A 13,183-nucleotide genomic window follows, 5' to 3' on the forward strand; every position below is an offset into this window, starting at 1 on the left:
AAATAAGTCTTTTTTGAAAACAACTTAAATTCATGCATATTATTCGGGAATTCGGGAAAAGGATATTCATAGTTATAGCAAGGGACGTGCAACTAATGGAATCTCAGAGAAAGATAGTTCAGACACTGTTAAATCAGCAACCGCTGCAAAAAAACAATCGTGTTAGAAAGCAATCGAAAAATAGTAATTATATTACTACTGAAGATTGCCACGAGGATTATATAGTTTTAGATTTTGAAACGACGGGTATGCGGGCAGGTGCGGATAAAATAATTAATGTACTAGCGATTCGATATATAAATCATGTGGAACAAGATCGATTTGAATCACTCGTGAATCCTCAACGACATATCCCCATTGAAGTAACACAGCGAACCGGCCTGTCAAATGTCGAAATTCAAAATGCACCACTTATGGAAGAGGTGATTCAGCCACTGGTCTCATATATCGGAGAGCTCCCTATTGTCATTCACGACAGTTCGTTTGAAATGGGCTTTTTAGAGTCACTTCAGGACTTTTCGTCTGTCGTTTTACCAAAATATACGGTGGTGGATACAAGTAAACTAGCGCGAAAAGTGGCTGGTCAGTTGAATGATGAAGAAAAGATGAGGAAATTAGCGTTTTTACTATTTGAGAAGGAACACTCAATGAGCGGCTTGACGGATTGTCGTGCTACGGCAACTATCTATGAGTTTTGCTGTGAAGTAAGTGAATAAGTGAGTGGCGGTTAAAAGTTTTGGCACTTCGCATTTTTGAGAAGTGTCTTTTTTGTGGAATGATTCTTTTAGGGAATGGGCTCTGATTGGTTCAGTAAGCCTGCTGCTCGTTCCTGTGAGTTACCCGCTCGTTCCCACGAGGAACCCGCTGGTTTCCACATGGAACCCGCTCGTTCCCACGAGTAACCCGCTCGTTCCTGCGAGTTACCCGCTCGTTCCTACGAGTTACCCGCTCGTACCCGCGAGTAACCCGCTCGTTTTCGCGAGTTACCCGCTCGTTTCCACGAGTAACCCGCTCGTTCCCACGAGCCACCCGCTCGTTTCTGCGAGTAACCCGCTCGTTCCTGCGAGTAACCCGCTCGTACCCACGAGGAACCCGATCGTTCCTGCGCGCCACCCGCTCGTACCCGCGAGTAACCCGCTCGTTCCTGCGAGTTACCCGCTCGTTCCTGTGAGTTACCCGCTCGTTCCTGCGAGTTACCCGCTCGTTTCCACGAGTTACCCGCTCGTTCCCGCGAGTTATCCGCTCGTACCCACGAGTTACCCGCTCGTTCCTGCGAGTTACCCGCTCGTTCCCGCGAGTTACCCGCTCGTTCCTGCGAGTTACCCGCTCGTTCCTGCGAGTTACCCGCTCGTACCCGCGAGTAACCCGCTCGTTCCTGCGAGCCACCCGCTCGTACCCGCGAGTTACCCGCTCAATCCAGCCCCAATGAACCTCCGTCAAACCTCCTACACCCACTTCACCCTCCATTCATCACGGATTCCAAAGTACTCAACCCTTCCAACGGACTACTCCACATGAACCAAACAGATGCCTATTGAACGATTTTTCTGAAAATAGTGTTAAATACTCGAAACCTTGTAATCAAGCCATTCTAAAATCTTCCAAACTATGATATTGTCATTCTGTCACTTAATTTAGTTAAGTCTGACAACAAAAAATAAAGGGGGAAGAGGAATTGGCCAATAAGAAATTCACGAAATTTCTAAGTACATTTCTAACACTCATCTTGGTTCTATCGCTTGTTCTGCCGTTCTCCGGTACTGCGAACGCAGCGCTGTTGAAACAGCCGTTCAAGCCGAATCCGCAAGATGAGAGTGTACTCCAGCAAAAAGCTGCGATTGCACAACAGACAAGCTTGCTGGAAGGGGATGCCCGACTCCATAAGGATCTGCAGGATCTCACTGGCAGTCAAAAAGTTCCCGTCATCATTCATTTATCCGAAAAAGCGATTGGTCTTGAACAAGGGATCAAGAAGCTGAATGGAAAGAAGATGACACAAACTGAAATCGCTAACAAAAAAGAAAAAATCAAAACTCAACAAAACGCAGCTCGTAAAGAAATGACAGTTAAAAACGTCAAATTCGACCAAGCTTACTCATACGATACAGTCCTCAACGGTCTCTCCGGAACAGTTCAAGCGAACGACCTCAAGAAACTTCTAACAGTAAATGGCGTGAAATACGTCGAACCCGATGCAACAGTCTATGCACAAGAAGGTCTTCAAAAAGTAGACCCGAAAGTAGATGCAAAGATGGACACAAGCATTCCATTCCTAGGTATTAACAAGCTATGGGAGGAAGGAATTGAGGGACAAGGTGTCAAAGTCGCAGTCCTCGATACTGGAATTGATGCATCACATCCTGATTTGAAAGCCGTTTATAAAGGTGGTAAAAACTTCGTTCCTCACGTAGGCGGTGACTATGCACGTCCACGCGCAGATGACGATGGTTCTGAAACATCTCCACTCGATCGTCCGGCTAACAAACCAGAAGTAAACGAACGTGGTAGCACTTTCTATACGACACACGGAACACACGTGGCAGGCACAATTGCGGCACAAGGTAACAACGAATTCGGCATTAAAGGAATTGCGCCGAAAGTCGACCTTTACTCATACCGCGTCCTTGGCGCTTACGGTAGTGGTGCAACTTCAGGCATCATCAAAGCAATTGACACTGCAGTCATCGAGAAAATCGACGTGATCAACCTATCACTCGGTGGTGGTGCAAACTCTGAAACAGATGGTGCATCCTTCGCCATCAATAACGCAATGCTTGCAGGCACAATTTCTGTCATCGCAACGGGCAACTCAGGTCCGAACAGAGGCACAATGGGCACACCTGCAACATCACGACTCGGAATTGCGGTAGGAAATACAACAAATCCGGAAGTACATTACCAAGCAAGCGTAAATGTAACAGCAGGTGACTTCACATATAACAAAGTGAATGACCTGATGGCAACGACGTTCGGTAAAAACGTAGAATCCGATTTGACAGGTAACTACGATCTCGTTGCAGTCCCTGGCGTTGGAGCTGAAAAAGACTACGCCGAACTTGACGTAACGGGCAAAGTGGCACTCGTTGCTCGTGGAGAAATCGCGTTTGTCGATAAAGTCGCAGCGGCTAAGGAAAACGGTGCAGCAGCTATTATCGTCCACAACTTTGCAGGAGGTACCAATGCACCGAACAAATCAGACGTATTCCTAGGGGATGCCTTCGAATTCATCCCGACATTTGACATGTCTGTAACTGACGGAGACGCACTCCGCGCAGCACTCGCAAAAGCACCAGGTACAATTTCGTTTGATCAATTCACAAACGTTAAAACAACAGGTGATGAAGTCAATGACTCAAGTTCACGTGGTCCATCCACACCGAACTTCGACATTAAGCCGGATGTCTCGGCACCTGGAACAAACATCATGTCAACAATTCCAATGTACGGAAACGATTACCCAGATGCAGATTACAGCGAAGCCTACTCACGTAAAACAGGTACGTCTATGGCAACTCCACACATCGCAGGAATCGCAGCACTCGTGAAGCAAGCGAATCCGACATGGAACGCATTTGACGTAAAAGTAGCTCTATCTAACACAGCAAAACTACTAGATACGAAGAAGTATGACGTCTTCGCACAAGGAGCAGGACGCGTCGATGCTTACAAAGCTGCACACGCAGATGTACTTGCTTATGCGATTGACACAGCAAACAACGACGGAACGGTAGTTGAGAACTTAAAAGGAACCGTTACATTTGGTCCTCAAAAGTTGGATAAAAATCTATCAGTATCTAAGCAAATCAAAGTGAAAGATTTGAAATCAGCTGGCGGCGACTACTCAGTTTCCGTTGACGTAACAAAAGGATTCGGCGACGCAAAAGTCACAGTCGACAAATCCGAGTTCACACTAAATGGCGAACAGGTATTGAACGTAACCCTGACTGCTTCTAAAGCGGAGACAAAAGCTGGGGATGAAATCCTCGGATACATTCATATCGAAGGAAATGGCAAGGATCTTTCATTGCCATTCGCTGCGGACTTTGGTGGCGCATCTGCAGTCGCAATTCAAGATATGGAAATCACGAAAACAGATCTATCGTTCAACGGAGATGGCGTGAATGACAACGCAATGATGTACTTCACGATTACAGGTGACGTTGCCACAAATTACATCGAGCTTTGGAACATCATGGATCCAACGGGTGGCGAATACGCAGATGGCTACATCGGCTACTTGCACGCGAGTACTTCACTTGGATCAGGATCTTATCAGCTTCCAATTGCGGGACAATACACACCGTGGGATGGCACTGGGAAAGCACAAATTCCGGATGGCTTGTATACGATTGATTTCACCGCTGAAACCGTGTCAGGCAATCCGCCAGTGATCTCTGATTACGTAGGACCGGTTGTTGTGAAATCTACAGCAGGCACAATTGAAGGTGCAGTTGCAGACGGAAAAGCAACTGGTAAAATCATTGACAAGTACGTCGATTACCAAAAAGAGCTCGTGAAATACGGAATGGGCTACGACATCAACACAAAACTTGCAGCAACATACGAAGTAACCGCCGGGGAAACGGTTGTTGACTCGGGTGCAGTTAAACTAGAACAGGATGGTTCATTCTCAGTCAACCTTCCAACGTTTGATAAAACCAAAAACAATGTCACTGTGAAATATGCTGACGCTGCTGGTAACAAAGCAGAAGAAGTCATCTACACAGCGGTTGAAGAGCCAGTGGACACAGTTTCTGTTTCTATCGATCAATCTGCACTTGACTTGAAAGTGGGTGACACAGCTCAACTTCTCGTCACAGAAACAACAACGAAGCCAGACGGCACGTCAACGGATCGCGACGTAACTGCAGAAGCAACATTCGCTTCAAGTAACGCAGCAGTTGCAACAGTTTCAAACGGAAAAGTGACTGCAGTTGCTGCTGGTAAAGCGGACATCACTGTCACATACAATGACTTCACACAAACGGTTCCAGTAACAGTAACTGTTGACCCTGTGAAAGAAGAAGTTAGCTATGCAGTTAACAAGAAAAACCTATCACTTGGAGTTGGCCAGCAAGAACAGCTGACAATCACTGAAACTAAAGTGAAAGCTGACGGCACGGTTGTGAAAACAGACGTAACGCCAACAGTAAACTTCAATGTGGTCGATAATTCAATCGCTACAGTTCACAAAGGACTTGTAACTGCGCACAAAGCTGGCAAAACACAAGTTCGCGTCATGATCCCTGGACAAGATACTCGCTTCGTTTATCTTGAAGTGAAAGATCTTCCGCAAGACGTTGTGACTTACTCGGTGGATAAGAACACCCTTAAATTAGGTGTAGGTCAACAAGAGCAGCTTACTGTTAAGAAGACGACAGTAAAACCAGATGGAACAGTTGTAGAACAAGACTTCACACCATCGACAAGCTTCAACGTTGTGAACAACAAAATCGCAACCGTTTCAAAAGGACTCGTAAATGCGCACAAAGCAGGCAAAACGCAAGTCCGCGTCATGATTCCAGGAGAAGACACGATCTTCGTATATTTGGAAGTCGTCACACCGCCACAAAACATCGTCACGTATTCAGTGGATAGAACTGACGTGAAGATGCAAGTAAATCAGCAAACGCAAATCAAAGTAACTGAGAAAACAGTTACTCCTGATGGCAAAATTACTGAAAAAGACGTAACAGGCGCAAGTACTTACAGCGTCGTGAACAACAAAATTGCAACTGTTAAAAAAGGGTTAATCAGCGCGCTCACACCAGGCAAAACGCAAGTAAAGGTCGTCTTGCCGAACGGTGAAAGCCTTCTCGTCTATTTGACAGTTAAAGGTGAGCCCGCTCCAATCATTACCTATTCGTTAGATAAAGACAGTGTCTCCTTGAAATCGGGGGAGACAGCTTCTGTTCAACTCGTGGAAACAACGACGAAAGCAGATGGCACGTCGACAACTAAAGACGTGACAACAAATGCAGCCTACCAGTCCAATAATGCTGACGTTGCAAAAGTATTCCAAGGTAAAATCACGGCAGTCGGAGCAGGGGACGCAGAAATCAGCGTGACTCTAGGTGATTTCACAACGACAGTTAAAGTTCACGTGGAAGCCGCTGCACCGAAATCAGTTGTGGTGACTGAAGAGATGATTGCTTCATTCATCGGAGACAAAAAAGCGAAGCAAATCATCATTGATGTACCTGCCGCTGAAGGCACGATGGACGTGGAATTCTCGAAAGCGGTGTTAAAGCAAATTGAGAAGTCCGAAAAAGACCTTGTCTTAAAAGCAGGCAACGCGGTGTACACATTTGAAGACGATGCAGTGGAAGAATTGCTCAGCCGTACAGGTGATGCAGTCATTACAGTAGGCGCATCTTCATCTTCTGGAGTGAAAAACGCCGTCACTGATGTGTACACAATCGAGTTTTCGAAAGGTACAGCAGCTCAGAAATCTGCTGTCACTAAATTCGATGAAGAAATCGCAGTTGCTATCCAATTAGATAAAGCAACAGCGAAAAAGTTGAAGAAAGCAGAAGCCCTCAACTTGAGTACAAACCAATCATCAAAAGTCAAAGTGAAAAAGAACGAAGCGCAATTTGACATTGAGGCTGCAGGAAGCTACGTGATTGTACAGAAGTAATAGAAAAGGCTGCCCGCGGGCAGCCTTTTTGCATGGTCTAGCACAAGTAGCGGTCGATTGTGTACCCGCCCATTTCCTCGAGCAACCCGCTCGTTCCAGCACCGAACGCGCTCGTTTCGTCGAGCAACCCGCTCGTATCAGCACCGAACGCGCCCGTTTCGTCGAGCAACCCGCTCGTATCAGCACCGAACGCGCCCGTTTCGTCGATCAACCCGCTCGTATCAGCGAAGAACGCGCCCGTTTCGTCGATCAACCCGCTCGTATCAGCGATGAACGCGCTCGTTTCGTCGATCAACCCGCTCGTATCAGCGAAGAACGCGCCCGTTTTGTCGATCAACCCGCTCGTATCAGCACCGAACGCGCTCGTTTCGTCGAGCAACCCGCTCGTATCAGCACCGAACGCGCCCGTTTCGTCGATCAACCCGCTCGTATCAGCACCGAACGCGCCCGTTCCCCGCGGCAACCCGCTCGTATCAGCACCGAACGCGCTCGTTTCGTCGATTAACCCGCTCGTATCAGCGAAGAACGCGCTCGTTACCCCAAGCAACCCGCTCGTATCAGCAGCGAACCCGCCCGTTTCCTCGATCAACCCGCTCGTATCAGCGACGAACGCGCTCGTTTCCCCGAGCAACCGGCCTTTCCCACCACACAAAGTAACCCAACAGTTGACTCACTACTTCGAATGTCAACTAAGAGTATATTGAATCTCCTGACGATTAACATATACTGAAGAGAGAACATAAAAGGGGGAGAAAGAATGCTCCGAATCGGCTCCATTATACTTCGTGAACGTCAGCGTTTGAACATTACGCAAGAAAAACTCGCGACGCATTGCCAAGTTACAAAAGCATCCGTCTCGAAGTGGGAAAAAGGACAAAGTTATCCCGACATCACGTTGCTTCCAAAACTTGCGGCTTACTTTGAAATTACGGTCGATGAACTGCTCAGCTACGAACAAGAGGTATCCAAGCAAAAAGTCCAAGAACTGTATAATGACTTCTCGCAAAGGTTTGGGAAAGAACCGTTTCCAATAGTGTTTCAAGAAGTCGAAAATCAAGTGAAAACGCACTATCACCATCCATCGCTACTCCTACAAATGAGTGTACTTATGCTAAATCATTATCACCTTGCAGAAGACAGTACGATTATCTTGAACCAAATCACCCAATGGCTCGAGCGAATTCGTCAGGTTAGTTACGATGTTTGGGTGCTGAGACAAGTGAACTCCTTGCAAGCAAACGTTGCAATCATGCAAGCAAATCCACAAAAAACACTCGAGCTCCTAGATGGAGTCATCCAACCGAGCATTGGTGACGAAGTGCTTCTCGCCACCGCCCACGAACAACTCGGTAATAACGAGGAAGCAACCCGTGTTATCCAAGTGCTGATGTACCAAAGCATTCTCCAACTCGTTGCTAGTAGTCCGATTTATATAAGACTGACGGCATCAGACACATCTGCTTTTGATGAAACCGTACGCCGTATCGATGGATTAATCGAGCTTTACGAACTGAAGCACCTGCACCCCAATATGTGCCTGCAATATTACGTAAGCGTTGCACAAGTGGCCGCGAACACACAAAATCGAGAGTTACTCTATCAATACTTAGAGAATTATGTAGAGGTGTGCATCCGTGATCTATGGCCGATTACTCTCCGAGGAGATGCCTACTTTAATTTATTGGAAGGTTGGTTGGAGCAATTGGATTTAGGAAAAAATGCACTTCGCAACGACGATCTCATCAAACAATCTGCTATTGAAGTCATGAACGCCCAATTTTTTGAGCCTTACCAAAAAGACGAAGAGATGCGTGCACTGAAAGAAAAATTACGCTGGGGATTGGAGGGGATATGATGAACACAAATCTGGATTTTTTCTTTGAATACCTGCCATTCTTAATCCCAATCATTCTGATACAATTCGGACTCGCCATATTTTCTGCGATTCACGTAATTCGCCATCCTCATTATCGGTTCGGGAACCAAGTTATATGGCTACTCATAGTACTATTCATTCAATTTATTGGACCAATCATTTATTTTATAGCGGGAAGGGGAGACGAAGATGGTCGTTAACATAAATAACGTTACAAAGCGCTTTGGGACAAAAGAAGTCCTGAAAAAAGTCAATCTGACTATCCCGGAAAACACCGTTTTCGGTTTCGTTGGAGCGAATGGTGCCGGCAAAACAACACTTATGAAATGCATGCTAGGATTGCTACCCGTCACATCGGGCACGATTACAATCGCCGGACAACCGGTCACATTTGGCGAAACAAAATCGAACGCTCATATTGGTTACTTACCGGACGTTCCGGAATTTTATCCGTTCTACACTGCCCGCGAATACTTGCAATTATGCGCTGTCATCACGGTTATGCCGAAATCAGAACGGAAGTCACGCATTGAAGAACTACTCGATCTCGTAGGACTCAGCCAAACTAAATCACCAATCCGGACTTATTCAAGAGGTATGAAGCAAAGACTCGGTATCGCACAAGCACTCCTTAACCGACCGAAGTTACTCATTTGTGATGAACCAACATCAGCGCTCGATCCAGTAGGGCGCGCACAGATTTTATCCATATTACAAGCTGCCAAATCCGAAACAACGGTTTTCTTTTCAACGCATATTTTGTCGGATGCTGAGCAAATTTGTGACCGCGTCGCTATGCTTCATGAAGGAACCATCATTTTTCAAGATGAACTTTCAGCTCTGCAACAGCAAGTAGACCATCAATTCGTTTTCACGTTCACCATACCGGTAGAACAGGCATTATCGATATTAAATAATCTCGCTTACAGCATGTCTATAGAGGGAGAATCCCTCGTTGTCCAATTATCAAATGACGACGAACGACTCCAATTCATGCGTGATCTGACTGAACGAGGTCTCATAATACAATCCGTGAATGCTCACAAAAAACTGCTCGAACAAGTCGTAATGGAGGTGCTTAAATGAGTCAATGGCTCGGTTTTCTTAAGAAGGAATGGACGGAAAGTGTGAAATCATACAAACTACTTCTCACCTTCCTCATTTTTTCATTGATCGGCATTTTAAACCCATTCACAGCCAAAATTACTCCCGTCGTTATGGAGAAGTTCATGCCAGAAGGTACAGTACTGAATCTACCGGAGCCGACAGCACTGGATTCATGGTTACAATTTTATAGCAACTTTTCACAAATGGGTCTACTTATTTTCATCTTATTGTTTAGTACCATGATGTCGAAGGAGCTCGAAAAAGGCACACTTATCATATTGCTCACAAAAGGCTTACGTCGAAGCACCGTAATTACTACAAAATTTGTCATGGGGATTGTCTATTGGACACTTGCATTCCTGCTGACTTTTATCATCACTTACTGCTACACCGCCTTTTACTGGGACCAAAGCATCTTAGAGCATGTATTTTTAGCTGCAAGTTGCGTCTATGTTTTCGGAATCCTAATTTTCATCGTAACGCTATGGGGGAACACCTATTTCGCATCCGCATATGGCGGTCTGTTGGTGACAGTCGGGGTGGTTATCGCCTTGTTCATCATCGGAATCTTCCCGAATACTGAGACTTGGAATCCACTTCAACTGCTGACTGCACCTCCACAAATGTTGATAGGGGAAGTGGCACCTAAGAAATTGCTGATTCCATTCCTTGTTACAATGGGAACAGGAATTGTCTTTCTATTAGGAACCCTTCTTCATTTCCACAAAAAACGTCTGTAACCCGCAGGTGTTTTAAACATGGTGTCTGTTTTGTGCGGTAGTTCCGGGGTATACTAGCCATACTAGGTTCGTAGAGGGGGAGCAACTACATGGATATCCATGAAAAAGCGATTCGGTTGTTACAGGAAAAGGCCGAGCAACCAAATCGTTCGCGCAAAACGACTGCACAAAAATATAAAAAAAGCACGAAACCGGTGAACGATTACGTGGTTCTCGACTTTGAGACGACGGGATTACGAGCGGGCGCTGATCAAATCATTCAAATCGGCGCAATTCGCTATTTCGACCACTGGAAAGATGAACAAATGGATGTCCTCATCAATCCACAGCGCTACATTTCACCGACGATTACCCGCCTTACAGGAATCACCAACGAAATGGTAGAAGAAGCACCGACAATTGATGAAAAATTAGGCGAGCTGATCGAATTCATCGGGGACTTGCCGATCATCGCGCACAACGCCTCGTTTGACATGGGCTTCCTGTATGCGCTCGAAGGTGTAAATGGCGTGTCCATCCCAGAGTACACCGTCATCGACACGGTGAAAATTGCACGTCAAAAAATTAAAGACACACCCAATCACAAACTCACAACACTCACACAATACCTGCAAATTGAACATGACGCCCATAACGCACTCGGCGATTGTCTAGCAACCGCCGCCATCTATCAATATTGCACCAAGTGAAAACCCTGCAGCGGCAGGGTTTTTTGCATGCATTCCACTGGAACAAGGCCAAGGTGATCAAGCAAGCACTAGATCCGCTCAAGTATTACGAAAAGTGATCAAGCACAAGGTGAATGCGCTCAAGCCAAGGGGAAATCCGCTCAAACAACCTCCAAATATGATCAAACACTACGAGAATCCGCTCAAGTATAGTTCAACCTCATTGCCGCGGAATTTGAACTAATATACCGACAACTTAAACTCGCGACCAATTAAGCTTTCCCATTCCTGAAAACCAAAACCAAGATTGATTTGTGTGCGCCGCTGCGCGTCGCAATTTCAAGCAGAAATCCCATGGAAACTGGAAAAGGTGATCAAGCCAATGCCAAATCCGCTCAAGCAAGGCTGAAAGTGATCAAGCAAGAGATGAATCCGCTCAAGCAAGGCTGAAAGTGATCAAGCATGAGGTGAATCCGCTCAAGCAACCCAAAAAGTGATCAAGCACAAGGTGAACCTGCTCAAGTCATCACTAAATGTGATCAAGCTCAATATAAATCCGCTCAAGCACCACAAAAGTAATCACCCCAAACTCGAATTGTGTCAAAAACCCAATAATTCAGCTTTGCGACAATCTATATCTTTTCTGAAAGGGACCAGATAGACTATAGAAAAATGGAGGTGAATCCTTGTTATACAAAAAACGAACAATGCCAAAACTACTCCAAGGGTTGCTCGCGTTGGAAAAACGATTATCACCAACTCACCCGCAGTATGACTACATTCAAAAGGAACTCTACAAAACACGTGCGGGTTATGGGGGTGAGATGGAATACGACCGCTATATGAAAGAAGTCCGAACTGACTACCCGCACGCCATCCTCCATGATCTCTCCTTACAACAAGAAGGTATCCATTTTCAAATTGATTCGCTATTCATCACCCCCGAGTCGATCATCATCACAGAAATCAAAAACAGGGCAGGAAAAATTCTAATCAAAGCTAACCCGACACAATTTCTACAAGTATCTGTGGAAGGAGAATCTACGGTATTTCGAAGTCCAATTGTAGAAGTGAAGCGAAAACAACAGTTTTTGGAAAGATGGCTCGCTAAGCGGAATATTCATATCCCTGTCCGAGGCATTGTTGTGTTCGCTCACAATAACGAATTGCTAATAGAGGAACAACCGCTGATGCCGGTGTTTACTTGCTACGAGGCACCCATTTATTTTAGATCCCTAGAGATTCAAGAACGCGTGTTGGATAAAAGAATGATAGAAAAGATTGCGACAGCCCTTGTGCAAAGCAATAGACAATACAATCCTCCACTATTAAGCACGCGCTACAGAATCTCCAAACAAGATATGATTCCAGGAGTGTTTTGTCCTAGATGTACGGGAAATGAAGTGATGCAGTGGGATAAACTTCGATGGAATTGCCCGAGTTGTGGAAATGTCAGTGCGTCTGAACACGAAAAGGCATTAGGGGAGTGGTTCCTGATCGTCTCAGGAGACATCACAAATCGTGCATTTTGCGAATTTACGGGTATTCCTGATCGCCACACCGCTAAAAGGCTATTAGCCCGAAGTCGGTTGCATAGGAGAGGGAAACGGGCGGGGAGTGTATACGTCCCTGCGAATAACTAAGTAAGGACCGCTTCGCTTAGACGAAGCGTTTTTAAATTGGTTTTTCATATTAGATTTATTAAACTGCTCAAGCATACGGTGAATCCGCTCAAACAGTCATCAAAAGTGATCAAGTATCCCCTCAACCCGATCAAGCAATCTTAAAAGTGATCAAGCCCCATGGTAATCCGCTCAAGCAACAAGAAATGTGATCAAGCAAGAGATGAATCCGCTCAAGCACTCCGCATATCCATGCCCGCGGCACAACTACCATGTCCCTGACCGCCCAAACTCGCGACCAATTAATCTCTACCATTCTTGAAAACCAAGATTGATTTGTGTGCGCCGCTGCGCGTCGCAATTTCAAGCAGAAATTTCATAGAATCTGGAAAAGGTGATCAAGCAAGTTCTAAATCCGCTCAAGCAAACCTGAAAGTGATCAAGCCCCAGGCAAATCCGCTCAAGCAAACCTCAAAAGTGATCAAGCCCCGCACAAATCCGCTCAAGCACCCCAAAAAGTGATCAAGCCC

Annotated in this window: 11 protein-coding genes; 10 read left to right on the top strand and 1 reads right to left on the bottom strand. The window is 45.8% G+C overall.

What is annotated here, in order from left to right:
• The first annotated feature begins 95 nt into the window (after window positions 1-95).
• The 3 genes from M3197_RS01285 to M3197_RS01295 all read left to right on the top strand — a co-directional run bounded on the left by M3197_RS01285 (window position 96) and on the right by M3197_RS01295 (window position 6,640).
• Window positions 96-716, top strand: coding sequence for a 3'-5' exonuclease (locus tag M3197_RS01285; protein WP_251658203.1), 621 nt, complete (start codon window positions 96-98; stop codon window positions 714-716).
• A gap of 52 nt (window positions 717-768) precedes the next feature.
• The gene (locus tag M3197_RS01290) at window positions 769-1,518 is read left to right on the top strand and encodes a hypothetical protein (protein ID WP_251658204.1); all 750 of its coding nucleotides are present in this window, start codon (window positions 769-771) and stop codon (window positions 1,516-1,518) included.
• 157 nt (window positions 1,519-1,675) lie between these two features.
• Window positions 1,676-6,640 carry a S8 family serine peptidase gene (locus M3197_RS01295; protein WP_251658205.1) on the top strand — a complete coding sequence of 1,655 codons (4,965 nt, stop codon included), beginning with the start codon at window positions 1,676-1,678 and terminating at the stop codon, window positions 6,638-6,640.
• Window positions 6,641-6,677: 37 nt separating this feature from the next.
• On the opposite strand, the gene M3197_RS01300 is transcribed toward M3197_RS01295, so the two are convergent.
• Window positions 6,678-7,271 carry a hypothetical protein gene (locus M3197_RS01300; RefSeq protein WP_251658206.1) on the bottom strand — a complete coding sequence of 198 codons (594 nt, stop codon included), beginning with the start codon at window positions 7,269-7,271 and terminating at the stop codon, window positions 6,678-6,680.
• 126 nt (window positions 7,272-7,397) lie between these two features.
• Between M3197_RS01300 and M3197_RS01305 the strand changes: the two genes are divergently transcribed.
• The 7 genes from M3197_RS01305 (at window position 7,398) to M3197_RS01335 (ending at window position 13,175) form a co-directional block, all read left to right on the top strand.
• Entirely contained in the window at window positions 7,398-8,495 is a 1,098-nt protein-coding gene (locus M3197_RS01305; protein WP_251658207.1) for a helix-turn-helix domain-containing protein, read from the top strand.
• Window positions 8,495-8,716, top strand: coding sequence for a PLDc N-terminal domain-containing protein (locus tag M3197_RS01310; protein ID WP_251658208.1), 222 nt, complete (start codon window positions 8,495-8,497; stop codon window positions 8,714-8,716). Before M3197_RS01305 ends, M3197_RS01310 begins: the two co-directional genes overlap by 1 nt.
• Window positions 8,706-9,602 (top strand): ABC transporter ATP-binding protein, encoded by an 897-nt coding sequence (locus M3197_RS01315; protein ID WP_251658209.1) that lies wholly within the window; start codon window positions 8,706-8,708, stop codon window positions 9,600-9,602. The genes M3197_RS01310 and M3197_RS01315 overlap by 11 nt, the downstream gene beginning before the upstream one ends.
• Window positions 9,599-10,363 carry an ABC transporter permease subunit gene (locus M3197_RS01320; protein ID WP_251658210.1) on the top strand — a complete coding sequence of 255 codons (765 nt, stop codon included), beginning with the start codon at window positions 9,599-9,601 and terminating at the stop codon, window positions 10,361-10,363. Before M3197_RS01315 ends, M3197_RS01320 begins: the two co-directional genes overlap by 4 nt.
• An 89-nt stretch (window positions 10,364-10,452) precedes the next feature.
• Entirely contained in the window at window positions 10,453-11,052 is a 600-nt protein-coding gene (locus tag M3197_RS01325) for a 3'-5' exonuclease (RefSeq protein ID WP_251658211.1), read from the top strand.
• Between the two features lie 665 nt (window positions 11,053-11,717).
• The gene (locus tag M3197_RS01330) at window positions 11,718-12,674 is read left to right on the top strand and encodes a nuclease-related domain-containing protein (protein WP_251658212.1); all 957 of its coding nucleotides are present in this window, start codon (window positions 11,718-11,720) and stop codon (window positions 12,672-12,674) included.
• Between the two features lie 297 nt (window positions 12,675-12,971).
• Entirely contained in the window at window positions 12,972-13,175 is a 204-nt protein-coding gene (locus tag M3197_RS01335) for a hypothetical protein (RefSeq protein ID WP_251658213.1), read from the top strand.
• Window positions 13,176-13,183: the final 8 nt, after the last annotated feature.

This window comes from Sporosarcina aquimarina (genome assembly GCF_023715615.1).
Classification (GTDB): domain Bacteria; phylum Bacillota; class Bacilli; order Bacillales_A; family Planococcaceae; genus Sporosarcina; species Sporosarcina aquimarina_A.

Excerpts from the sequence above, each read along its gene's own strand:
- M3197_RS01285 (WP_251658203.1), top strand. The coding sequence starts at position 96 with ATGGAATCTCAGAGAAAGATAGTTCAGACACTGTTAAATCAGCAACCG.
- M3197_RS01305 (WP_251658207.1), top strand. The coding sequence starts at position 7,398 with ATGCTCCGAATCGGCTCCATTATACTTCGTGAACGTCAGCGTTTGAAC.
- M3197_RS01310 (WP_251658208.1), top strand. The coding sequence starts at position 8,495 with ATGAACACAAATCTGGATTTTTTCTTTGAATACCTGCCATTCTTAATC.
- M3197_RS01315 (WP_251658209.1), top strand. The coding sequence starts at position 8,706 with ATGGTCGTTAACATAAATAACGTTACAAAGCGCTTTGGGACAAAAGAA.
- M3197_RS01320 (WP_251658210.1), top strand. The coding sequence starts at position 9,599 with ATGAGTCAATGGCTCGGTTTTCTTAAGAAGGAATGGACGGAAAGTGTG.
- M3197_RS01325 (WP_251658211.1), top strand. The coding sequence starts at position 10,453 with ATGGATATCCATGAAAAAGCGATTCGGTTGTTACAGGAAAAGGCCGAG.